Source organism: Dyella choica (assembly GCF_003977665.1).
GTDB lineage: Bacteria > Pseudomonadota > Gammaproteobacteria > Xanthomonadales > Rhodanobacteraceae > Dyella_B > Dyella_B choica.
The window spans coordinates 1-23203 of record NZ_RYYV01000001.1; the positions used below are offsets into that span (position 1 = coordinate 1).

General features: G+C 62.5%; 21 protein-coding genes and 1 tRNA gene. 8 read left to right on the forward strand and 14 right to left on the reverse strand.

Annotated features, from left to right (window positions below; translation table 11 throughout):
- Positions 1-321 precede the first annotated feature (321 nt).
- The 6 genes from EKH80_RS00005 to EKH80_RS00030 all read right to left on the reverse strand — a co-directional run bounded on the left by EKH80_RS00005 (position 322) and on the right by EKH80_RS00030 (position 3473).
- Positions 322-411, reverse strand: a tRNA-Ser gene (locus tag EKH80_RS00005).
- A gap of 53 nt (positions 412-464) precedes the next feature.
- On the reverse strand, positions 465-842 hold the full coding sequence (locus EKH80_RS00010) for an LrgA (protein ID WP_126682687.1): 378 nt from the start codon (positions 840-842) through the stop codon (positions 465-467).
- On the reverse strand, positions 839-2119 hold the full coding sequence (gene serS, locus EKH80_RS00015; RefSeq protein ID WP_126682688.1) for a serine--tRNA ligase: 1281 nt from the start codon (positions 2117-2119) through the stop codon (positions 839-841). The genes EKH80_RS00010 and serS overlap by 4 nt, the downstream gene beginning before the upstream one ends.
- 85 nt (positions 2120-2204) lie before the next feature.
- The gene (locus EKH80_RS00020; protein ID WP_230473339.1) at positions 2205-2522 is read right to left on the reverse strand and encodes a type II toxin-antitoxin system RelE/ParE family toxin; all 318 of its coding nucleotides are present in this window, start codon (positions 2520-2522) and stop codon (positions 2205-2207) included.
- Positions 2519-2803 carry a type II toxin-antitoxin system ParD family antitoxin gene (locus tag EKH80_RS00025; protein ID WP_126682689.1) on the reverse strand — a complete coding sequence of 95 codons (285 nt, stop codon included), beginning with the start codon at positions 2801-2803 and terminating at the stop codon, positions 2519-2521. The genes EKH80_RS00020 and EKH80_RS00025 overlap by 4 nt, the downstream gene beginning before the upstream one ends.
- 94 nt (positions 2804-2897) lie before the next feature.
- On the reverse strand, positions 2898-3473 hold the full coding sequence (locus EKH80_RS00030; protein ID WP_126682690.1) for a hypothetical protein: 576 nt from the start codon (positions 3471-3473) through the stop codon (positions 2898-2900).
- 486 nt (positions 3474-3959) lie between these two features.
- Here EKH80_RS00030 and EKH80_RS00035 point away from each other — a divergent pair, with 486 nt between their 5' ends.
- Positions 3960-4691 (forward strand): SDR family oxidoreductase, encoded by a 732-nt coding sequence (locus tag EKH80_RS00035; protein ID WP_126682691.1) that lies wholly within the window; start codon positions 3960-3962, stop codon positions 4689-4691.
- Here EKH80_RS00035 and EKH80_RS00040 read toward each other — a convergent pair.
- Both EKH80_RS00040 and EKH80_RS00045 read right to left on the reverse strand, forming a co-directional pair.
- Positions 4645-5568, reverse strand: a complete 924-nt coding sequence (locus EKH80_RS00040; protein ID WP_126682692.1) for a LysR family transcriptional regulator — start codon at positions 5566-5568, stop codon at positions 4645-4647. The two genes, EKH80_RS00035 and EKH80_RS00040, sit on opposite strands and share 47 nt — an antisense overlap.
- 118 nt (positions 5569-5686) lie before the next feature.
- Positions 5687-7027, reverse strand: coding sequence for a replication-associated recombination protein A (locus EKH80_RS00045; RefSeq protein ID WP_126682693.1), 1341 nt, complete (start codon positions 7025-7027; stop codon positions 5687-5689).
- Positions 7028-7341: 314 nt separating this feature from the next.
- Between EKH80_RS00045 and EKH80_RS00050 the strand changes: the two genes are divergently transcribed.
- On the forward strand, positions 7342-9597 hold the full coding sequence (locus tag EKH80_RS00050) for a TonB-dependent receptor (RefSeq protein WP_126682694.1): 2256 nt from the start codon (positions 7342-7344) through the stop codon (positions 9595-9597).
- Positions 9597-10286, forward strand: coding sequence for an acid phosphatase (locus tag EKH80_RS00055; RefSeq protein WP_126682695.1), 690 nt, complete (start codon positions 9597-9599; stop codon positions 10284-10286). The genes EKH80_RS00050 and EKH80_RS00055 overlap by 1 nt, the downstream gene beginning before the upstream one ends.
- Positions 10287-10438: 152 nt before the next feature.
- Here the strand turns inward: EKH80_RS00055 and EKH80_RS00060 are convergent, their stop codons facing one another.
- The 3 genes from EKH80_RS00060 to EKH80_RS00070 all read right to left on the reverse strand — a co-directional run bounded on the left by EKH80_RS00060 (position 10439) and on the right by EKH80_RS00070 (position 14223).
- Positions 10439-11110 (reverse strand): YoaK family protein, encoded by a 672-nt coding sequence (locus tag EKH80_RS00060; RefSeq protein WP_126682696.1) that lies wholly within the window; start codon positions 11108-11110, stop codon positions 10439-10441.
- Complete coding sequence (gene lolA / locus EKH80_RS00065; RefSeq protein ID WP_126682697.1) at positions 11107-11763, reverse strand: outer membrane lipoprotein periplasmic chaperone LolA; 657 nt, start codon at positions 11761-11763, stop codon at positions 11107-11109. Before lolA ends, EKH80_RS00060 begins: the two co-directional genes overlap by 4 nt.
- A gap of 129 nt (positions 11764-11892) precedes the next feature.
- A complete protein-coding gene (locus EKH80_RS00070; RefSeq protein ID WP_126682698.1) occupies positions 11893-14223 on the reverse strand; it encodes a DNA translocase FtsK in 2331 nt (776 codons plus the stop codon).
- A 321-nt stretch (positions 14224-14544) separates the two neighbouring features.
- Here EKH80_RS00070 and trxB point away from each other — a divergent pair, with 321 nt between their 5' ends.
- The 3 genes from trxB to aat all read left to right on the forward strand — a co-directional run bounded on the left by trxB (position 14545) and on the right by aat (position 17610).
- The gene (gene trxB, locus EKH80_RS00075) at positions 14545-15504 is read left to right on the forward strand and encodes a thioredoxin-disulfide reductase (RefSeq protein ID WP_126682699.1); all 960 of its coding nucleotides are present in this window, start codon (positions 14545-14547) and stop codon (positions 15502-15504) included.
- A gap of 232 nt (positions 15505-15736) precedes the next feature.
- The gene (locus EKH80_RS00080; protein ID WP_126682700.1) at positions 15737-16873 is read left to right on the forward strand and encodes a GNAT family N-acetyltransferase; all 1137 of its coding nucleotides are present in this window, start codon (positions 15737-15739) and stop codon (positions 16871-16873) included.
- Positions 16870-17610, forward strand: a complete 741-nt coding sequence (gene aat / locus EKH80_RS00085) for a leucyl/phenylalanyl-tRNA--protein transferase (protein WP_126682701.1) — start codon at positions 16870-16872, stop codon at positions 17608-17610. The genes EKH80_RS00080 and aat overlap by 4 nt, the downstream gene beginning before the upstream one ends.
- 67 nt (positions 17611-17677) lie before the next feature.
- On the opposite strand, the gene EKH80_RS00090 is transcribed toward aat, so the two are convergent.
- Positions 17678-18601 (reverse strand): LysR family transcriptional regulator, encoded by a 924-nt coding sequence (locus tag EKH80_RS00090; protein ID WP_126682702.1) that lies wholly within the window; start codon positions 18599-18601, stop codon positions 17678-17680.
- 83 nt (positions 18602-18684) lie between these two features.
- Between EKH80_RS00090 and EKH80_RS00095 the strand changes: the two genes are divergently transcribed.
- A complete protein-coding gene (locus tag EKH80_RS00095) occupies positions 18685-19515 on the forward strand; it encodes a class I SAM-dependent methyltransferase (protein ID WP_126682703.1) in 831 nt (276 codons plus the stop codon).
- Between the two features lie 11 nt (positions 19516-19526).
- Entirely contained in the window at positions 19527-20012 is a 486-nt protein-coding gene (locus tag EKH80_RS00100) for a hypothetical protein (protein WP_126682704.1), read from the forward strand.
- Positions 20013-20096: 84 nt separating this feature from the next.
- Here EKH80_RS00100 and EKH80_RS00105 read toward each other — a convergent pair whose 3' ends face one another.
- Together EKH80_RS00105 and EKH80_RS00110 are read right to left on the reverse strand one after the other, a co-directional pair.
- On the reverse strand, positions 20097-20906 hold the full coding sequence (locus EKH80_RS00105) for an HD-GYP domain-containing protein (RefSeq protein WP_230473340.1): 810 nt from the start codon (positions 20904-20906) through the stop codon (positions 20097-20099).
- A 260-nt stretch (positions 20907-21166) separates the two neighbouring features.
- Complete coding sequence (locus tag EKH80_RS00110) at positions 21167-23104, reverse strand: acetyl-CoA hydrolase/transferase C-terminal domain-containing protein (protein ID WP_126682705.1); 1938 nt, start codon at positions 23102-23104, stop codon at positions 21167-21169.
- Positions 23105-23203: the final 99 nt, after the last annotated feature.

Below are 23203 nucleotides of genomic sequence, written 5' to 3' on the forward strand. Positions count from 1 at the left end.
GTATCGAATGTTCGGCGGGAAGATCGTTTCATGGGGATCGGTCTCGGGGCGGGAATCATCCCCTATCGCGGTGTCCGAAACCATTAGACCAGGGCACTTGAAGGCTCATGGATGAAGCATATCTTGTTGCCCTTGCAGCCCCCCCGTCAATCACGAGGTAAATAGAGGTATCTCTACGTTTACTCCTGACGATGCGCCTCGGGAACAGCCTTAGGCTGTCCAAATTTTTTCCCGACAAATTTGTCAAACCGCATGGGTTCTCATCAGACCACTCTCTCCGCCACCCATAAAAAAACGCCCCTGGGGGCGTTTTTTTATGGGTGGCGGAGAGAGTGGGATTCGAACCCACGGTAGGCTTACACCTACGGCAGTTTTCAAGACTGCTGCCTTAAACCACTCGGCCATCTCTCCGTTTTTTGTACGCAGGCATCCAGTTCGGCCGGCCTACAAGGTCGATCATCCTATCAGGAATCGCGTGCCTGCGGGCCTTGCCGCCCCTTCCGCGACAGCGCCACCAGCGCCCAGACCGTGATCCCCACCGGAATCAATCCGCCCAGCAGCGGAAACAGCGTAGCTGGATAGCGCAGCACCATCGGCAGCAGCTGCGTTGCTGCCGCGAAGGTGATGATCCACACGCGCCAGCTGCGGCGCTTGCGGGCAATCCAGAAGCTGGCCAGGACCAGCACGAGGGCGATGATGCTGAAGACCAGGTCGAGGGCGGGGATCTGCCACACGCTGGCGAAGCTCAGGCGGGTGCCGATCACCGAGGCGAGCACGAGCATCAGGAAGTAGCTGGAGTAGAACTCCACCTTGTCCCACGAGCGGCTCGCCGGTGCGGTCACGCAATCTTCTCCGCGCCGTGCAGGTAGGGACGTAGGGCTTCGGGCACCGTGATGGAGCCATCGGCGTTCTGGTAGTTCTCCATCACCGCGATCAGCGTACGGCCGACGGCGAGGCCGGAGCCGTTGAGGGTGTGCACGAGTTCTGGCTTGCCGGTTTCCGGATTGCGCACGCGGGCCTGCATGCGGCGCGCCTGGAAATCGCCGCAATTGGAGCAGCTGGAGATTTCGCGGTAGGTGTTCTGGCTGGGCAGCCACACTTCCAGGTCGTAGGTCTTGGCGGCGCCGAAGCCCATGTCGCCGGTGCACAGCATCACCTTGCGATAGGGCAAGCCCAGCTTTTGCAGCACGGTTTCGGCGTGGCCGACCATTTCCTCCAACTGCGCGTAGGAATCCTCGGCCCGCGCGATCTGCACCATTTCCACCTTTTCGAACTGATGTTGACGGATCATGCCGCGCACGTCGCGGCCGTAGCTGCCGGCTTCGGCGCGGAAGCACGGCGTGTGGGCGGTGAGACGCAGCGGCAGCGTGCCGGCGTCCTGGATGGTGTCGCGCACCAGGTTGGTCAGAGAGACTTCGGCGGTGGGAATCAGGTAGCGCTTGGTCTCCCCCACTTGAGTAGCGAACAGGTCTTCCTCGAACTTGGGCAGTTGGCCGGTGCCCTGCATGCTGTCGGCATTGACCAGCAGCGGCACGTTGCACTCCAGGTAGCCGTGTTCGCGCGTGTGGAGGTCGAGCATGAACTGCGCGAGCGCGCGATGCAGTTGCGCGAGCTGTCCGCGCATCACGGTGAAGCGTGAGCCTGAAAGCTTGGCGCCAGCTTCACCGTCCAGCCAGCCGTGGCGTTCGCCAAGGTCGACGTGATCTTTCACCGGGAAGTCGAACTGGCGCGGGGTGCCCCAACGGGTGATTTCCTGGTTGTGGTTTTCGTCGCTCCCCAGCGGCACGGATTCGTGCGGCACGTTGGGAATGCCCAACGCGATCTCGTTGAGCCTGGCCTGCACATCGGCCAGGGCGTGTTCGTTGGCCTTGAGCTTGTCGCCGATGCCTGCGACCTCGGCCATCAAAGGAGCCACGTCTTCGCCCTTGGCCTTGGCCTGGCCAATGGCCTTGGAGCGGGTGTTGCGCAGGTTCTGCAGTTCCTGCGTTTCGGTGGAGAGCTGCTTGCGCTGGCTTTCCAGGGCTTCCACAGCAGCCACATCGAGCGCGAAGCCGCGGGTTTCCTTGAGGCGCGCGGCGGTTTCGGCCAAGCGCGAGCGCAGCAGTGCGGGGTCCAGCATGTTCGGATCCGATGGGGGCAAGAACACCGGATTATCGCTGTGGGGCCGCGGTTGCCGCAACGCGGCGCTCTGCCCGGCGCGCGAGTCAACCTTTCGCCCGCAGATCGCCCTCATAGTCTTGGCCACCGTGGTAGATGCCCAAGATTGCGACGCGAAGCGCCGCGTGGTCGATCGTGAAGGCCACGATGGTTTTGCTTTGGTGGTTGGTAATGCGCAACCCGGGCCGGATATCGTCGCGGCGCACGCCGCGCTCGGGGTACAGATTCAGTCCCTCGCAATAGCTCTGGATGCCGTCGATATACGACCGCGCGACATTCAAACCGGCCTCATAGGCCAGATATGCGTACAAAGCTTCGAGCTGGTCGACGGCTTCAGGCGCGTACTCGACCGCGTAAAGGATCACGCGGCGTTTTCTTTCTTAAGCAGGCGTTGCGGCAGCGTGGCGAGGCGGGAGCGCACATCAGCGGCACTAACCAGGCGCGAGGGATCGGCTTTGACGGCGTCATAGGCGGCGGCCACTTCCGTACGCAACCAAGCTTCGACAGCCTGGTCGCGGGCCTGCAGGGCACGCAGCCCGTCGCGCAGCACTTCACTTTCAGAGCCGTATTCGCCGGATGCGACCTTGCGCTCGACATAGTCGGCCATCTCGGGCGGGAGCGTAATGCTCCGTTTCTTGGCAGTCATCGGGCGCCTCCCTCCATTTGGGTTGGTAGGATTTTATCCCACCACCAGACAGCCGTCGAGCGTATCGCTGCGACGGCCCGCCCTTGAGTTCCGATCAGGCTGTTTTGCGCTCCTGCCGCCCGATCCACCAGGCCATCACCGCCCCGGCCAGCAGCCAGCCGATGAGCTGTTCCACCAGCGCCGCCCAGACCAGGGGCTCCGGAAAGCGATACCAGGTCCCGTACGGCACCAGGGCGGACAGCCAGGCAAACACAGCCGCGGCGGCGGCCAGCCCTAAGCGCTTGATGAAGCCGAAAGCAGCCAGTCCCATCACCCAGGCGAGCATCAGCGACGCCAGGGTGTCCGTCGCCCATTGACGCGGAAGCTGGCGATGCATGTCGGTCATGTCTTCACCCTGCGGCAAATAGACGATCCATGCATAAGGCGAGGCCTGCGCCTTCTGCGCATATTCCGTACGGGCGGCCTGGTCGCTCCATTGCTTAGGATCAAAGCTGGGCAGGATGTAGACGCCCGGCTTGCTGCCGAGGCCTTCGTGCAGGCTGGTCAGCACTACGTCTTCGTGCATCGGCTGGTAGATGCCGGGATTGCCCAGGCCCAGCACCATGTGGGCAAGACCGCCCCAGATGAACATGACGATGCCGCCGAAGATGGCGGCCACGAGGATGCGCATGGCGAAAGCCCTCCCCTTTGAGGATGGTGAGAGAAATCTAGGCGGTGTCGGGGCGCAGTGCAAATGGTTGGGGCTTGTGCCTAGGGAAGGCGTGGCGCCCAGTCCCTGATCCCCGACCGGGTCGAAGGCAGACTTGCTGCACGCACCTAATTGGCGTCGAATCCCAGTTGCACGATAGATAGGTAGTTCCCTCTCCTGCTTGCAGCGGGGGGTTAGGGTGGGGTTGCACGAGCTTGCTGCAGTGTTTGAGTTCAGCGCGAGGTTGCTTCACCCCACCCCAACCCTCCCCTACTACACGTAGGGGAGGGAGCAGATACCCGTCAGCTGAGACATTGCTTATCAGGTGCAAGCAAGGGACGGGGTCGAATCCGGGCATGCTGCAAGGACGCCCCTTCATCGGCCTTTCCGATGCCAACTATCGTGCATTCCCGTTTCCGTTCCTGCGCCAACGCCGGGAAAATCGATGTTTCCCAAGGCGGAGACGTTATGCATACCCAGGTGGAAAAAGTATTGATCGTAGGCGGCAGCTCAGGCATGGGCCTGGCGCTGGCGGAGATGTTGTTGGCGGAAGGGGCCGAAGTCATCATCGTAGGCCGTTCGGGCGCAAGGCTGGCCGGCGCACGTGAGCATCTGCGCCATGCGGAGCGTCTGCGAACGGAGGTTGCCGATATTGGCCGGGAAGATCAGGTGGCGGAGCTGTTCGAACGCAGCGGTCCGCTCGATCACATCGTGTCGACAGCCGCCGACATCGAGAACGCTTATCAGCTATTGCCATCACTGCAACTGGACGCGGCGCGCAAGGTGATCGATTCGAAATTCATCGGCCCGCTACTGTTGGCGAAATATGGCGCGCCGAAATTATCGGCGCGCGGCTCGATCACTTTCACCTCCGGCATTGCCGCCTATCGGCCGGCACCGCGCGGTTCAGTCGTGGCCGCCATCAACGGTGCGCTGGAATCGCTCGCTTATGCGTTGGCCGTGGAACTGGGCCCGGTGCGGGTCAACGTGGTTTCGCCAGGCTGGGTCGATTCGCCGGTCTGGCGCTTCATTGCCGATGACGAAGGCAAGGCCGCCGCGCACGAGACCATGGCCAAACGCCTGCCAGTAGGCCGCATTGGTCAGCCTGCCGACATCGCCGACGCGATTCGCTTTTTGATGCGCAACAGTTTCGTTACCGGGACTGTGCTGCACGTGGACGGCGGGCATCGGCTGGCGTAAGGGTGGCAAAGCTTGCGCGGGCCTCGTCGAGAAACAGCTTCAGTGCTGGCGGTTGCACGCGACGGTGCCGCCACACCATCATCACCGGAACGGTTTGCATATCGCCATGCCAAGTCAAACGATGGACCGCGCTGTTGCTGCCGGCGAGTGCAACTTCCGGCAGCAGCGCACAACCCATGCCAGCTTCCACCAGCGAACGGATCGCGGCGAGGCTGGCAACCTCTGCGGCAATGCGGGGGCGTTGTGCGGAAAATGCGGTGTCGAACATGTGACGGTAAACGCAGCCTTGCTCAGTCACCAGGAACGGTTCCTTGGCGATGTCGCCGGGCCCGACTTCGGTAGCCCGGGCAAGCCTGTGCCCAGGGGGAACGATAATGACGAGGCGTTCGCTGCCGATGATTTCGCTTTGCAACTCCTCGCCTTCGTCCAGCGTGCTGAAAGCAAAGCACACGTCCATGGCAGCGCTGCGCAGCGCATTACGCAACTCGCCGCTGCCGCTTGCCTTCAGCTGCAGTTCGATGGATGGATGTGCCTGAGCGAAGTGGGCCAGCAACGGGGAGAGGCGAGTTGCGCACAGCGTTTCCAAACCGCCGATCGTCAGCCTGCCCCTAGGCAGCTTGGCCGCATCGGCCACGGCGGCGCGTGCCTCGTCGGCCAGGTCGAGCAAGGCCTGCGCGTACTCAAGCAACTGCTGCCCTGCCGCCGTCAAACGCAACTGGCGGTTTGAGCGATCGAGCAGCATGGCGCCCAGGTCCGCTTCCAGGGCCTGGATCTGTTCGGTGACGCTCGATTGCGCCAGGTGCACCCGCTCGGCCGCGCGGGTGAAGTTGAGCGTAGTGGCGACAGCGATGAAGGTTTTGAGGTAGCGCAATTGCATGGGGAGATTATGCCGCGTCACCCCCGTTTCCGCCCAACCCGTAGGCTGGGATGAAATCCCAGCTTTCATGCAGATGGCGATGCTGGGATTTCATCCCAGCCTACTATTCCGGGCCAAGCTATTTCTTGCGAGCCTGATTCCTTGCCTCGCGCAGAGCAAGCAGCTTCTCGCGCAATTTCACTTCCAGCCCGCGTTCCACCGGCGCGTAGAATTCGGTACCTGCCAGCGCATCGGGCAAGCATTGCTGGTCTAACGCGATGCCGCCTTTCGCGTCGTGGTCGTATTGATAGCCTTTGCCGTAGCCCAGACCTTTCATCAAGCGCGTGGGCGCGTTGCGCAGGTGCATGGGCACTTCCAGCGTGCCGGTTTGGCCCACTACTTCGCGCGCCTTGTTGTAGGCCATGTAGGCCGCGTTGCTCTTGGGTGCGATGGCGAGCCAGATCGCCAGCTGCGCCAGACCCAGCTCGCCTTCGGGGCTGCCAAGACGTTCATAGGTATCCCATGCATCCAGCGCCATGCGCCAGGCGCGTGGTTCGGCCAGGCCCACGTCTTCCACCGCCATGCGCGTCATGCGGCGCGCGAGATAAAGCGGATCGCAGCCACCGTCGAGCATGCGGGTGAGCCAATACACTGCGGCATCGGGATCGGAAGAGCGCACGGACTTATGCAGCGCGGAGATCTGGTCGTAGAACTGTTCGCCGCCTTTGTCGAAGCGGCGCGTGCGGTCGGCCAGCACCTGCTCCAGCGTGGCCTCGTCGATCATTTGGCCATCCGCCAGCTCGGCCGCGATTTCCAGCAAGGTGAGTGCGCGGCGTACATCGCCATCGGCAGCCTGGGCGATCAGGCGCAGGGCGGATTCGGCTACCTGGAGTTGTTGCGCACCCAGTCCGCGCTCAGAATCGGTGAGTGCCCGTTGCAGCGCCGCGGCGATGTCGTCGACGGATACGGCATCCAGCACGTGCACGCGGCAGCGCGACAGCAAGGCCGAGTTCAGCTCGAACGAGGGGTTTTCGGTGGTGGCGCCGACGAAGATGATCACGCCGCGCTCGATGTGCGGCAGGAAGGCATCCTGCTGCGCCTTGTTGAAACGATGCACTTCGTCCACGAACAGCACGGTGCGCCGGCCTTGCGCGAAGTTTACCTCGGCCTCGGCCAATGCCTTGCGCACGTCCGGCAGGCCCGAAAGCACGGCGGAGATGGCGCGGAAATCCGCATCGGCATAACGCGCCACCAACAGTGCCAGCGTGGTCTTGCCGCAGCCCGGTGGGCCCCACAGCACCATCGAATGCACGCGGCCGGCTTCGAGTGCGCGGCGCAGGGCCTTGCCCGGCGCAAGCAGACGTTGCTGGCCGACGATCTCGTCCAGGCTGCGCGGACGCATGCGTTCGGCCAGGGGCTTGAGTTCTTCCGCGTCGCTGCCGAACAGTTGCGGGGTGTGGGGTGCTTCGCGTCGTTCCATGGGCCGATGATAGGGCATCCGGCGGGCGGGCCTTGCCGGGCATGCCGCTTGCCAGCTGGAATGAGCGCCCATTATTATTGATAATGATTTATTTCATTAATGATGCATGGCTTAGATTTAGCTTAATTCCATCAAGTCATTAGCCTTCGAAATGACGCCCCTTCATTACAGGAATAATGCATAGCTTAGATTATTCTTAGCGCATTTTCTTTCGCATAACAAAATCGTCATTTTAATGTAAATGTTACTGAAATGTCATAAAGCCTCATTACGGTGTCGACCTTTCTACAACCCGCCGATACCGGAAAAAAATAATGACGCCATCGACACTTGCGCCGTGCCGCCGCACGCCGGTCTACCTCGCCCTTTGCCTGGCGATGACCCTTGCAGCACCGATCCACGCCCAGGACGTGGCTAATCATGGAAATAATGCAGCAAGTGGCCCCAACGCGTCGGATAATAATGGCGGCGGAGATACTTCAAATACCCCCAAAACCCTCCATGGCGTACAGGTAACGGCCGCCACTTCGGCAGTCAGCTCGGTGGCTCTCACCCAGGGCTCCATGCTGGCGACGCAGCCGCAGTCGATCATCGGCAGCACCTATATCCAGGAAAACGTCCCGCCCACCGGCGATTACACCGATGTCGCCGCCATCGCGCCAAGCGTGTACACCGTGGCGCCGAACGGCTCCGGCTTGATGGAAGCGGCGGTGGTTTCCATTCGCGGCTTCCAGGACGGCCAGTACAACGTGACGTTCGATGGCATCCCGTGGATGGACTCCAACGACTTCACGCACCATTCCACCTCGTACTTCACCAATCAGGAAACCGGCAGCGTGTTGGTCGATCGCGGCCCGGGTACGGCCAGCACGCTCGGCAACGCCACGTTCGGCGGCACCATTTCGGTGGATTCGATCAATCCGGAAGACAAATTCAACGTCCACCCGTACATCAGCTTCGGCAGCTGGGATACCGCCGTGGAAGGCGCCCGCATCGATACAGGCAGCTTCACCAGCAGTGGCACCAATGCGGTGATCAACCTGCAGAACAATGAGTCGGACGGCTATCTCACCTACGCCGGCCAGCGCCGCCAGAGCGTGTTCGCCAAGGTCGTGCAACCGCTGGGCGAAAACACCACGCTCACCTTTGCCGCCATGTGGAACAAGCTGAACCAGTACGTGCCGTTCGGCGCCACCAAGGCACAGATTGCGCAATACGGCATCAACTACGCGCTGAACAACGATCCGACCAGCCAGGCCTACTACCGCTACAACGAGGACAAGATCAACACCAACATGGCCTACATCGGCCTGCACTCGGCGTTCGCCGGCTGGACGATCGACAACAAGATCTACACCTACGGCTACAACCACTTCGGCTTCAACGGCGAAGATCCGAATGGCGAAACGCCCAATGGCACGTTCTATAGCCCCACCGACGTGCCCGGCCAGCACATGCGCAACACGAACCGTTCATGGGGCGACATTTTCCGCCTGGCCAAGGAAATCGGTCCGGGCGAGGTACGCACCGGCGTGTGGTACGACCATCAGGACGACATCCGCTGGCTCTACGAATTCGACGATACGCTCAATCTGTTGAACCCCGTGGCCAACCCTGGCGCACCAACGTTGGCGCTGGCCGCGGCCGATCGCCGAATGAATGATTCGCTGGTCACGATCCAGCCGTTCGTCGAATACCAGTGGAACATCACCGACAACGCCTACTTCATCGGCGGCGCGAAGTACAACTACTTCAAGCGCAACATCGACGCGCCGGTGAACCAGAAGACGGGCACGCCGCTGAGCTATTCGAAAGACTGGAACGCCACCCTGCCGTCGGCTTCGTTCCACTATGCGTTCTCCTCGAACTGGACTGCCTATGCGCAATGGGCCAAGGGTTATCTGGCCCCCAACCTCAATCTGTTCTACGTGCCCAATCCGGTGGCTTCCGATGCCGCCGTCGCGCCGGAAAAGACCACCAACATCCAGCTCGGCAGCACCTGGAGCAGCGACCGCCTGACGCTGTCGGGCGACATCTACAAGATCGACTTCAACAACTTCGTGCAGAAGCACAACGTTGCCGGCATCAGCGAGTTCTACAACGGCGGCGGTGTTCACTACAAAGGCATCGAGCTTGAAGGTGCCTACGTGCTGGGCGGCGGCTTCAGCGTCTATGCCAACGCCTCGCTCAACCGCGCCATCCAGACCACCGACAACCAGTGGAACGCGAATACGCCGCACAAGACCGCCGCGCTGGGCCTCACCTACAGCAATGGCCCCCTTTACGTGTCGCTGGTCGACAAGTTCATCGGCAAGACCTACTACACGGCCAACGCGGAGAACGACACGCCGATCGGCGGCTATGCGGTGACCAATCTCGCCGCCAGCTACATGTTCGATCCGCATATCACCAACGTAAAGGACTTCAAGATTGGCGTGCAGCTCAACAATCTGTTCAACAACACCACCATCAACTCCCTCGCCGGCACCACCGGTGGGGCCAGCACGCCGCTTTATTTCACCATCCCAGCCCGCAACTTCAACTTCACCGTTTCGGCCGACCTGTTCTGATGAAACGCTACGTACTGTTGTTGTCGATGCTTCTGATCGGCCAGCCCGCGCTGGCCGATGGCAACGGCGCCTCCCCCGCCGTCGTCGGACTGCCGAACCTGCTGCCGCCTCCGCCGGCAGCAGGTTCGGCTGAGGCCCAGCGTGATCTGCAGGCGGTGCTGGCGGTACAGCATTCGCGCAGCGCCGAGGACGTGGCCGCGGCCAAGGCAGACGCGGAACATTCCGTGTTCCGTTTTGCCGATGCCATCGGCTTGAAGGTGCAAGCCTCAAGCCTGCCGAACACGGCGGCGTTCTTCGAACGCGTCGCCAAGTTCGACAAGGCGGAAGTGAAGCAAGCCAAGGCCTTTTGGCAGCGGCCGCGACCGTCGGTGGTTTCCGCCGAAGTGCATCCGCTGTCCAAGGAAAAGTCCGGCGACTGGAGCTATCCCAGCGGGCACGCCACGTTCGGCTATACCACGGCGGTGTTGCTGGCCAATATGCTGCCGGAGAAGCGCGCGGAGATTTTTGCGCGGGCTGATTTGTATGCCCAGCACCGGGTGGTGATGGGCGTGCATTTTCCTAGCGACATTGAGGCAGGCAAGCTTGCAGGAACCGTACTGGCGGAAGAGATCCTGCAGGATACGCAGCAGTGGCAAGCCGACTACAACGTTGCGCGTAGCGAGTTGAGAAAGGCGCTGGGATTGCAGTGATCCGCCCCCTCCCCTGCTTGCAGGGGAGGGCTGGGGTGGGGTTGTACGAGCTTGCGACGACGTTTGAATTCATTGCGAGGTTGCTTCACCCCACCCCAACCCTCCCCTACTACACGTAGGGGAGGGAGCAATTTGAGGCAGTGAATACTACTCTAGGCGGAGGGCCGTAAAAAGAAATGCCGGTAGATCGCATACCCCAGGCCTACCGCTCCGATAAGCACCGCCGGCACCAGTAGCACCCGCTCCTGGATATACGTAAAGCCCAGCGCACCCAGGGTCGCGCCCAGGATGAAATGGCCCGCCACCAGCAGGCAGACGTGGATGCGCAACACGTCCACGTTCAGGCCACGCAGGCGCTGCCCCAGGTACATGCCAAGGTCGGTGAAAATGCCCGACAGGTGGGTCGTGCGCAGAGTGGCGCCGCTGTAGGTGCTCACCATCGCATTCTGCAGACCGCATGCGGCGGCCGCCAGGTACAGGCCAAGATCGCTGCCGCCGTGAATCATCGGTGTGGCTGCGAACAGCAGCAGCGATTCGATCGTCAGCACCACGCCATAGCGGCGGCCAAGCTGGAGCGTGCGTTGCTCGACGATGAAACCGCTGAGCATCGCTCCGGCCAGGAACGCAACGATGGTGAGGCCCCAGTGCGCGACTTCAGGCAGATCCCCTCGCGCCAGCGCCATGCCGAACTCGGTGCTGGTGCCGGTCAGATGTGTCACCGGCTGATGGCGGAAGCACAAATAGCCGACCGCATTGATGCAGCCGGCGGCCAGCGCGAGCAGGCCGCCGCCGATCCAGGCCCAGCGTGGCAACTGGCGGATCAATTTTTCAGCGGCTGGGTGCTGATTTCGGGCAGGTCACCGATCACGTCCGCGCCCTTGGGCGGCGTGAAGTTGAAATCCTGCGGCGGGATTTCGGGGTTGCGCTTCCAGTTGGAGAAGCGGATGTCGGTGGTGGCGCCGAGCTGGTCCTTGAACTGCATGCGCGCCAGGCCGTTCGCGTCGAAACCCAAATCCGCGTAGCTGAACTGCGGATCCCTGGCATTGGAAGTAAGACGCAGCCACACCAGGCCATCGTGCTCGCCCTGCTCCACCACGTGGAACTCCTTGTCGAGCTGCGCAAGATCGGTAAGCACAGTGAGCGGACTGTGCGCCTCTTCAGTGTCCTGCCGGCGCACAGTGACCTGCTCCAGGTCCGGATCGTACAGCCACACCCGACTGCCATCAGCGACGATGGTTTGCTTGTAGGGCGCCAGCGTGTCCCATCGGAACTGGCGTGGTGCTTCCAGTACCAGGGTGCCGTTGCTGGTCTTGCCGGCCTTGCCGTTGGGGTCGGTGAGCGTTTGCGAGAAGTTGCCGGATATGGCGTGCAGGCCTTGCGCGAAGGCGTCCAGGCGCGCGCGGGCCGGGCCGTTGGCAGCTTGGGCCAGGCTGCTTACGAGCAAAAAAAGGATAGCTGCGAAGCGGAGGCGTTTCATGGATTCCCGTTCCTGGTATCGGATGTCGCGAGTGTGCCGCTGGGAGGCTTAATGCAAGTGCGATGGAAAAGATTTGCGTCTAACTGCTCCCTCCCCTGCAAGCAGGGGAGGGAGTGGATTTCGGCAAGCTCAGTGCTTCGGCGGCGGTGGCGCCAGCACTTCGCGGTTGCCGTTGTGCAATGGCGCACTGACCACGCCATCCTGTTCCATCTGCTCGATCAGGCGCGCGGCGCGGTTGTAGCCGATGCGCAGGTGACGTTGCACACCGGAGATCGAGGCACGGCGTGTCTCGGTGACGATGCGTACGGCCTTGTCGTAAAGCTGCGCGTCGGCATCGCCGCCCTCCTCGCTTTCCTGCGGCAGGCCGGATTCGTTGATGAACTTGCCGTCGGCGGTGGCCTGCACTTCCTCCAGCACACCCTCGATGTATTGCGGCGCGCCTTGTGCCCTCAGCCAGTTCACCACGTTGTGCACTTCGTGGTCGTCGACGAAGGCGCCATGCACGCGGTCGGGCGTGGCTGTACCGGGCGGCAGATAGAGCATGTCGCCGTGACCCAGCAGGGTTTCCGCGCCGGACTGGTCGAGAATGGTGCGCGAGTCGATCTTGCTCGAAACCTGGAACGCGATGCGGGTGGGGATGTTGGCCTTGATCAGGCCGGTGATCACATCCACCGACGGGCGCTGCGTGGCGAGGATAAGATGCACGCCCGCGGCGCGCGCCTTCTGCGCCAGGCGGGCGATCAGCTCTTCCACCTTCTTGCCGACGATCATCATCATGTCGGCAAACTCGTCGATGATCACGACGATGTACGGCAGCGGCTCCAGCGGCTCGGCCACCTGGCCGGGCAGGTCCGGATTGGGGCGAAACAGCGGATCCAGCAACGGCTGGCCGGCGTTCTCGGCGTCCTTCACCTTCTTGTTGAAGCCGGCAAGGTTACGCACGCCCACCGCGGCCATCAGTTTGTAGCGCCGCTCCATCTCGGCCACGCACCAGCGCAGCGCGTTGGCGGCCTCCTTCATGTCCGTCACGACCGGCGCGAGCAGGTGCGGAATGCCCTCGTACACGGAGAGCTCCAGCATCTTCGGGTCGATCATGATCATGCGCACGTCTTTGGCGCTGGCCTTGTACAACAGGCTCAGCACCATCGCATTCACCGCCACCGACTTGCCCGAGCCGGTGGTGCCGGCCACCAGCAGGTGCGGCATCTTGGCCAGGTCCGCCACCATGGCGCGGCCGCCGATGTCCTTGCCCAGGGCCAGCGTGAGCGGCGATTTCTGCTGGTCGTACTTGTCGGAGCGCAGGATCTCCGACAGGTACACGATCTGCTTCTTGGCGTTGGGTATTTCCAGGCCGATCACGTTCTTGCCCGGAATCACGTCGACCACGCGCACACTGACCACCGACAGGCCGCGCGCGATGTCCTTGTCCAGGCTCGACACCTGGCTGCCACGCACGCCCGCTGCCGGCTCCAGCTCGAAACGGGTGATCACCGGGCCGGGGTAGACGCCCACCACCTTGGCTTCGATCTTGAAGTCCTTGAGCTTCAGCTCGACCTGGCGCGACAGCACTTCCAGCGTCTCTTCCGAATAGCCCGGACCTTGCTCAGGCGCTTCGTCCAGCAGCGACAGCGGCGGCAGTTCGCCGGGCTGAGCGGCGCCGACGAACAGCGGAATCTGCGTTTCCACGCGCGCCCGCTCGCTCTTCACCACCGGCGCCGCGGGCGCTTCGATGCGCACCGGCTCGCGCTTGGCCTGCTTGATGGCCTCGGTCTTCTTCACCACTTCGCGTTCGACCCGCGCCTGGTGCGCGGCGATCACCTCCGGCGCCTTGCGCAGCTTGCCGCCGAACCAGCCGCCAAACCTCAGTACGCCCTGCCCGGTGAGATCCATCAGCTTGAACCAGGAAAGCCCAGTGGCGAAGGTGACTGCGACCAGGAAAATCGCCAGCAGGAACAAAGGCGCACCCTTGTCACCGAAGGCGCTGAGCAGGCCATGGCCCACCCCTCGGCCGATCACGCCGCCCGCGCCTTCCGGGCCCATCGTGCTGTCGGGAAATTCGACCCAGCACAGTGCCGGCGCGGTAATGAAAAAGAACACCGAACCGATCAGCCGCAGCGACGGCTCCCAAGGCTGCACACTGCGCACACCGTGGTTGCGCAGTACTTGCACACCGAGAAACAGCAGCAGCAAAGGGAAGCAATAGGCCACGCTGCCGAACAGGTAGCGCAGCAAGTCCGCGATATAGGCTCCTACCGTGCCGCCCAGATTGTGCACGTGACCGCCGGTGTCGGCGTGCGACCAGCCCGGATCGGAGCCATCGTAGCTGAACAGGCACACCAGCAGGTACAGCGCCAGCGGCAACAGCAGCAGCGCGCCGGCCTCACGCAGGCGGCGCTTTACTTCCTCGCTGAGGCCGGTCTTTTCCTTTGCTTTTCGAACGTTTGCGCTACGCGCCGCCACCTGGGTGTGTTTCCTTGAGAGTCAGATAAATTTGCGCGTTGCAGTGTAAAGCGAGAAACCCGCCAGTGAGTGAAGATATCTGCGAAGTGAGAACCAAGATTCAGCAGCGGCAAGGCATCGTGCGAACCTCTCGCCGCTTCGCCGTCGCTCGCTGCCCTCGACTCACACCCGTTGGACCGGTTGAATCGGGCCCAACTGGTACCTTGAATACCCGGTGCGATTTCCCCATTCTTGCGAACTCCACGGCGGCCCCCTGAAAGGCTATCCGCAAGCCGGCAATCGCCTGGATAAACCGCCAGCAACCCCTTAAGGATTATAGCAATGACCACCCCCAAGCATAGCCGACTGCTGATCCTCGGCTCGGGCCCCGCCGGTTACACCGCCGCAGTGTACGCCGCGCGCGCCAACCTCAAGCCGACCATGGTCACCGGCCTGCAGCAGGGTGGTCAGCTGATGACCACCACCGACGTCGACAACTGGCCGGGCGATGTCAAGGGCGTGCAAGGTCCAGAACTGATGCAGCGCATGGCCGAGCATGCCGAGCGCTTCGAGACGCAGATGGAGTTCGACCACATTCATAGCGTCGATCTGAAGCAGCGTCCGTTCCGGCTTAAGGGCGATTCGGGCGAATACAGTTGCGACGCGCTGATCATCGCTACCGGTGCGACTGCCAAATACCTCGGCATTCCCAGCGAAGAGCACTACAAGGGCAAGGGCGTGTCGGCCTGCGCGACCTGCGACGGCTTCTTCTTTCGTGAGCAGGATGTCGTCGTAGTCGGCGGCGGCAATACTGCCGTGGAGGAAGCGCTGTACCTGGCCAACATCGGCCGCAAGGTGTATCTGGTGCATCGCCGCGACAAGCTGCGCGCGGAGAAGATCATGCAGGACAAGCTGTTCGAGAAGGCTGCCCACGGCAAGATCGAGCTGGTGTGGAACCACACCATCGACGAAGTGCTGGGCGACAACACCGGCGTGACCGGCGTGCGCGTGAAGGACGTCGACAGCGGCGTCACGCGCGACATCGCCGCCACCGGCTTCTTCGTGGCGATCGGCCACACGCCCAATACCGGCATCTTCGAAGGCCAGCTCGACATGCACGACGGCTACATCAAGATCCGCAGCGGCCTGGAAGGCATGGCGACAATGGCCTCGGTACCCGGCGTATTCGCGGCGGGCGACGTGGCCGATCACGTGTACCGCCAGGCGGTGACCTCGGCCGGCTTCGGCTGCATGGCGGCGCTGGATGCGGAGCGGTGGCTGGATCAGCACGCGAAGGTTTGATGTTTCGCGCCTAGGGACAATGCTGATCCTTGCCTCACCGTCATTCCGGCGCAGGCCGAGGCGCTTCACAACAGCGGAGCTGGTCAATCCAGTCAAAATATACGTCCGAAGGACACAAAACCGGGTTTTGAGTGCTTCGCACGATCTATTAAAACTGGATTCCGGCCTGCGCCGGAATGACGGTGAGGCAACAGTGACCTCTTCATACACGATGAAGAAGGGCTAAAAGAAAGTGATCGAAGCCCGCTTCCACGACCATATCGACGACATCGCCGCTGCGGCATGGGACGCCCTGCGCCCCGACGACAATCCTTTCCTCTCGCACGCCTTTCTCGCCGGTCTCGAACGCACCGGCTGCATTCGTCCCGAATGGGGCTGGCGGGCGCATCACCTGGGGCTTTATCGCGCAGGCCAACTGGTTGCCGCCGCACCTCTGTACCTCAAGGGCAATTCACACGGCGAGTTCGTGTTCGACTTCAGCTGGGCCGCGGCCTGGGAGCGCGCCGGGGGCCAGTACTATCCCAAGCTGCTCAACGCCGTGCCCTACTCCCCCGTCACCGGGCCACGCCTGCTGGTCGGGACCGGTGTCGCACAAGCTGATGTGCTGCGCAAACGGCTGCTGGATGCCATGCAGCAACTGGCGCAGCAGTTGCAGCTTTCATCCGTGCACGCCAATTTTCTGACCGACGCGGACCTGCCTGCCTTCGATGCGGACTGGACGTCGCGCAGCGATGTGCAGTTCCATTGGCACAACCGGGGCTATGCGGATTTCGAGGCATTCCTGGCCGCGTTCAATCACAAGAAGCGCAAGAACATCCGCCACGAACGCAAGCGCGTGGCTGCGTATGGCCTGGACATCGGCATGGTAGGCGGCTCGCAATTGAGTGCACAGGAATGGCGACGGGTACACGCGCTATACACTTCCACCTTCGATGCCAAGGGCAACCACGCGGCGCTCACCGAGGCGTTCTTCCTGTACCTGCGCCAGGAATTGGGCGACAGGGTGCAACTGGCGCTGGCCCGGCAAAAAGGCGAGATCATTGCGATGGCATTGATGCTGCGTAGTGCAAGCACCTTGTACGGTCGCTATTGGGGCGCCGACGTGGATCTGGCGGATCTGCATTTCGAGCTGTGCTATTACCAGGGCATCGAGTACGCGATTGCACAGGGCTTGCAGCGCTTCGAGCCCGGAGCGCAGGGCGAGCACAAGCTTGCACGCGGTTTCCTGCCGGTGCGCACGCATTCTCGCCATTTCCTGCTGCACGAAGGTTTTCGCGCGGCCGTACGCCAAGCTCTTGCACACGAGTGCGAAGGCATGGACGCTTACGCCGAAGAACTGCTCGAACACAGCCCCTACACCCAACCATGATTCGCCTGACCAGGCTCGATGACCACCATCCGGGGCAATTTCCCGACCCGCGCAGCGCCCTGGTTGAGCCCAACGGCTTGCTTGCCTTCGGCGGCGACCTCTCCCCCCCGCGCCTGATGGCGGCGTACGAGCACGGTATCTTTCCCTGGTTCAACGAGGGCGAACCGATCTTGTGGTGGTCGCCCGATCCGCGCTGCGTGTTTCATACGGACCGGCTGCGGCCCAATCGCAGCCTGCGCAGGGCGTTGAAGGACACGACCTGGCAAGTGAGCGTCGATCGCGCCTTCCGCCAGGTGATGCAGGCTTGCGCGGCACCACGGCCGGGCCAGTTCGGCACCTGGATCGGCTCGTCGATGATCGACAGCTACAGCGCGCTCCACAATCTTGGCCACGCGCACAGCGTGGAAGTGTGGGAACAGGATCGCCTGGTCGGCGGTATCTACGGCGTTTCCATCGGGCGCCTGTTCTGCGGCGAATCGATGTTCAGCGCGCAGAGCGGCGGTTCGAAGCTGGCGTTGTGCGCGCTCGCCTCGCTGTTGCGCGCGTGGGAATTTCCATTGATTGATGCGCAAGTCAGCAATCCGCATCTGCTGGGTTTAGGGGCAGTGGAGATCCCGCGCGAGTTGTTTCTGCGTAAAGTCAGGGCCTCGGCTACGACGCCATTTCATGCGCAGTGTTGGAAAGGCTTGCCGATGATTCCGGCGCAGCGCATTTTGGAAGGCGGCGGCTTCCTGTAGGCTGGGATGGCAATCCCAGCATCGCGTGGGTTGCATGCATGGCGCTGCTGGGTTTCGCAACATAAGCCTAGGCTTTGCGGCCTGCCGGGCGGCTCTTCACGTGGTCGATGAACGCGCGCAACTTCGGCATGATCTGCCGACGGCTTGGATAGTAGAGAAACACTCCCGGCGTCACTGGCGCGTACGGCTTCAACACTTGCACCAATTTTCCCGCTCTCAAGCCTTCGGCGGCCATCGGCTCGGGCACCTGGGCAAGGCCAATGCCTTCGACGGCCGCGCCCAGCATGGTGGGAAAGTCGTTGGCGATGAACGGGCCGGATACGGCAATCTCGATCGCCTTGCCGTTGTCGTTGAAGGACCATAGGGCCAGTGCGCCGTTGGAGCGCCGCCATCGCAGACAGGCATGCTGGCGCAGATCATCCGTGCGTTTCGGACGCTTGCGCCCAGCGAAATAGGCAGGGCTGCCAACGATGATGAGACGAAACGGTGGCGTCAACGGCAACGCGACCATGTCGGCGGCGATGAACTGGCCCATGCGGATGCCGGCGTCGAATCCTTCCGCCGCAATATCGATCAGCTCCTCGCTGGCGGCGATCTCCACCTCGACCTCGGGATAGGCCTGGCTGAAGGATGCGATCAGTGGCTCCAGCAGGATCGGCACCACCGCACGCGGTACGGCAAGACGCAACAAGCCGGCGGGCCGCTGGCCGAGTCCACGCGCCACCTCGCCGGCGGCGACCAGCTCCTCGAAGGCCGGCTTGGCGCGCGCAAGAAACCGTTCACCGGCTTCGGTCAGCCCGACACTGCGTGTGGTTCGTATGAAGAGTGCTGCACCTACGCGCGCTTCAAGTACACGCACCGCCTGACTGATGGCCGACGGGGTCACCCCAAGTTCGGCGGCCGCACGTCGAAAGCTACGGTGTTGGGCAACGCTCAGGAACGCCTCCACGCCATCGAGCGCGCCCTGTCTGACTGTGAAGTTCTGCTTCATAGCCCGTCCACATTGTGGTGAATAGTCGCTCGCGAGCAGCGATGGTACACCTAGCCTGCCCATTCAATTTGAGGAGGCTTGCCATGACCGATGCCCTTGATGGCGTACGCAATCACTATCGCGCAACCGGCCTGACCGAGCGGCTGAAGAGCGCGCTTGCGGCTTTCGGGCCGGAGGATCGGCCACTCACGCCGCAGCAGCTAGGCACGCTGGACCAGTTTCATACCCGTGGGCTTGCCGCCACGGCCGAGCTGGCCGAGTTGGCCGGCATTACCGCCGGCACATCGGTGCTGGACATAGGTTCGGGAGTCGGCGGACCGGCGCGCTTTCTGGCGGCCACATACGGCTGCCAGGTCGTGGGGATCGATCTGAGCGAACCGTTTGTGGATGCCGCACGCTACCTGACCCTGCGCACGGGGCAGAGCGAACGAGTGTCGTTCCACACCGGCAGCGCGCTGGACCTTCCCTACGACGACAGTCGCTTCGACACCGCAATGCTGCAGCATGTGGCGATGAACATCGCCGATCGCGCACGGCTCTACGGGGAGATCCGACGCGTGCTGAAGCCAGGCGGCAGGTTTGCGACATTCGACGTCGTCGCCAACGGCAGCGAACCGCACTACCCCGTTCCCTGGGCGCGAACGCCGGCAACGAGTTTTCTGCTTACGGCAGACGCAACCCGGGAGGCGATCGAACAAGCAGGTTTCCGCACACTGGCATCGCAAGACGATACCGCGGCGGCCAAGGCCTGGGTCGCTCAACTGCGTGCCTCCGGGCCGCCGCCTTCGCCCCATCTGGGCGTGGTGATGGGACCGGAGTTTGCGCAGCTTTCGGACAACTTGGGACGAAATCTGCTGGAAGACCGGCTGGCCATTCTGACCGCCGTATTCGAGGCTTTGCCGGGCAACGCCTGACGGGAGACAACATGTCGCCGGAATTTATCTTTCAATCGCATCTCTTGCTGGGCTACGCCGCATGGCTGCTTTGCTTCGGCGTCTACGCCTGGCCCCGGCTCAAGTCGATGCCACTGTTCGAAGCGCAGCGAGCCATCGCCACCTTGCACAGCTTCCGCTTTTTTGGCCTGGTCTTCATCCTGCCGGGAATCGTCAGCCCCGATCTGCCTGCCAGCTTTGCCACGTTCGCAGCCTACGGTGACCTGGCGACAGGATTGCTGGCGATGCTGGCGCTGCTCACGGCGCGCGTACGCCCATTGTTTTGGCTGTTCGTGGTGGCCTTCCATGGGGTGGGAACGATCGACCTCATCGTCGATTACTATCACGCGACCCAGATCGACCTCCCTGCGCACGCGGGAGCGCTGGGCAGCACCTACGCAATCCCGATCATCTACGTGCCGGCGTTGATGATTACGCACGTTGCTGCGTTCTATTTGCTGTTGCGGCCCCGGCCCTGAGTTGCATCGTAGGTGCCAACCCCAGCATCCCTCTGTATGTGTGCATGGCGATGCTGGGATTGTCATCCCAGCCTACGTCGAGAATCAGGCGTTCAAAGCCAGCGCCTTAAGCTCGGCGTAGTGATCGAGAAACAGCTGCACCAGCCCCGGATCCAGATGGTTGCCTGCCGCATCGCGCAGGTACTTCAGAACTTCCGGCTCCGGCCAGGCAGGCTTGTACACACGCGGATGACTCAACGCGTCCCACACATCCACCACGCTGAAGATGCGCGCGGCCAGGGGAATCTCGCCGCCTTTCAATCCTTGCGGATAGCCAGTGCCGTCCCAGCGTTCGTGATGGCTGTACGGAATGGTGCTGGCGCCGCGCAGGAAGTCGATCCGCTGCAGCATGTCGTGACCCATGCGCGGGTGCGTGCGCATCAGCCTGGTTTCATCCTCGTCCAGCTTGCCGGGCTTGATCAGGATGGCATCCGGCAGGGCCAGCTTGCCGATGTCGTGCAGCAGCGCGCCAAACTTCACGTCACGCAGGGCATCACCTTCCAGCCCCACCCGTCGCGCCAGGCCCAACGCCATGCGTACCACACGTTCGGAATGATCGCTGGTTTCCTTGTGCCTTACGTCCATCGCTTCCACCAACACCCGCAAAGCTTGCTCGTGGCTGTCGAGCAGCCGCTGATTGGCCTCGCCCAGCCGTCGCACCGTGCGGCCGATCATCCAGTACAGCAGCAGTCCCGTGCCCAGGACGAATACCCATCCCTTGATGATCTGGTAGACGATGATGCGATGCGCATCGTGCACCAGATAGCCCAGCAGGTGTCCGGAGAACCAGATCCACGCCGCCGAAACCAACATATAGATGCCGGCCGTGCGCAATTGGGGGCTGACTTTTATCACGGCCAGCGAGCGTTTGGCAGTTGCAGCGATGCGTAAAGAATGCCATCCGTAGTCAACGCATTGTTGCCATCACGGTCATGAAAATAGGCCAAGGCCACGCTCTTGCTCCCCTGTGGCGGTGTTCTGGAAGACGCATTCTGCCACCCGTCGAGTGAAACACGCTGTGCGGCTTTGCGCAATTCACCTTCCGTTACCATCGGGTGACATCGATCGCAATCCAGCGTGTATCCAGCGCAGCCCGACACGAATGCGCCAAACAACTAACGCCGCAATGCCGCCTGCAGCATGCGACGTTGCAGCCAGTCAGCCCATCTCTTGGGGGCCGTCAATCCCATCCGTTCCAGCGCCATGCTTTCTTCTGCGGCGGCTTCGCCAGGCCGCAAAACCGCCTTGAGCAATTGCCACCGGCCCTTCCATGTAACGCTCGAGGACTTGAGCCATGCCAATGCGGGAAGCAGACGCTGCTCCACTTCAGTGAAATCGCTGCCGAACGGGAACCTTGGCAACAGGCCTTTGGCGCAGGGTTCGGCCAACGCCTTGTCCAGCATCTGCGGAAGATGCTTGCGCCAGGCGTCGGGAATCTTGAAGTCCGCGGCCAGCTTGCCGTGCGATTTGGCTTGCGCCGCCAAGGCATCGACAAAGCGCGCGTCGCTGATCGCCAGCATGGCTTCGATGCATTCGCTGTCGCTCTTGCCGCGCAAGTCCGCCACTCCGTACTCGGTCACCACGATGTCGCGCAGGTGCCGCGGAATGGTGAGCTGTCCGTAATGCCAGCGGATGTTGGTCTCCACTCCGTTGCGCCCTTGGCGGGTTGCGCGCTGGAGCAGGATGGATCGGCCATCTGGCAACTCATGCGCCATGGCAACGAAGTTGTACTGGCCGCCCACACCGCTCACCACATGGCCGTCTTCCAGCGTTTCGGAAGCGGCGGCTCCCAGCAGGGTCGACATCATGCAGGTATTGAAGAAGCGCGCGCCGCGCCGCTGCAACGTAGCCAGCGCCTGGTGGTCACCGTAAAGCTGGTTGACGTTGGAGACCGGACACATGTCGATCGCATCGGCATCGCTGCATGCCGTCGTTTCCAGCCATTGGTAGAGATCGCGCGAGCCCAGGAAAAATGCGCCGCGCAAAAAATGTCCGCCGGGCACGTCAACCGGCAGGCGTCCCGCGGCGGCGGCGCGTTCCAGCGCAAGATTGTCCCAGCTGCGACGCTTGAGGACGCCAGCCTTGGCCAGGTGCATGAATCCATCCATCACCATTTCGCTGCAGCCGTACAAGCCGCTCTTGAAGCCGCTCAGGCCGCCCACGTGCTCGGCCAGGCGATGGGTGGCGCCACGTGAGTCCAGTGCGACCAACGCCTTTCGCCAGGACACATTGTTCTGGTGCCGCAACAGCAGGGCTTTGACCAAGGCGTCGGACAGAGCGCCGATGCCGATCTGCAGGCAGCCGCCATCCTTGACCAGCGCGCTGGCATGTAGGCCCAGCGCGTATTCGGCCGTTTCCACCGGCAACCGGGGTACGGCGAACAAGGGCGGCGATGAAGCGGGTGCGAGCTCGATGTCGAAGTAGTCCTGCGGCACTTCGGCATCGCCGCCGATGTACGGCAATGCTGGATGCACCACCGCCACGCACAACGGCCGCGATCTGCCGGCCGCCTTGACGCGATCGAGAAAATCCAGGGTGAGATCGGGATTGCACGACAGGCTGTAATGCACGCCAGCTGGCGTTTCGCGGCGCGACACGAGCTGCACGAGCAGGTTGATGTCCTGCACGACCAGATCGCGCGCCACGTGGGTGTAGTTCTGGCTGATGTAATTGCGCTGCGCACTGGTCGATTGCAATAACGCGCCCGATTGCATGTAGAACTCGTGCACTGCCACGTTCGGCGGCAGCTTGCCTTGCACCTGGTCGATGGCGTACTGCGGGTCAATGGAGTCGACGCCGAAATGGCGCTCCACGAACGGATCAAGGAAACGTGCTTCGAGCCCGGGCTTGGCCTGCGGACGCGTAAGCGACAAGGCGGTGTACAAGGTCATCGATCGCCAGGTGTCGGCCAGCATCAGGCGATACAAGGCATTGAGCAATCCGTGCGGCTTGCCCAGACCCAATGGCGCCGCCACGCGCAGGTCGGCTCCAAGCCGCTCGACGATCAGCCGCGCGCAAGCATCGGTATCCGTAAGGCGCTGCTCTGGCAACATGGGAAGATGGTGGCAGGGAATGCTTACCGAGGGTAGTAGGTCCAGGTGCAAACCCCAACGCCGCGAATACCCGCCTTTGCTGCAAGCCCGCATCGCGTG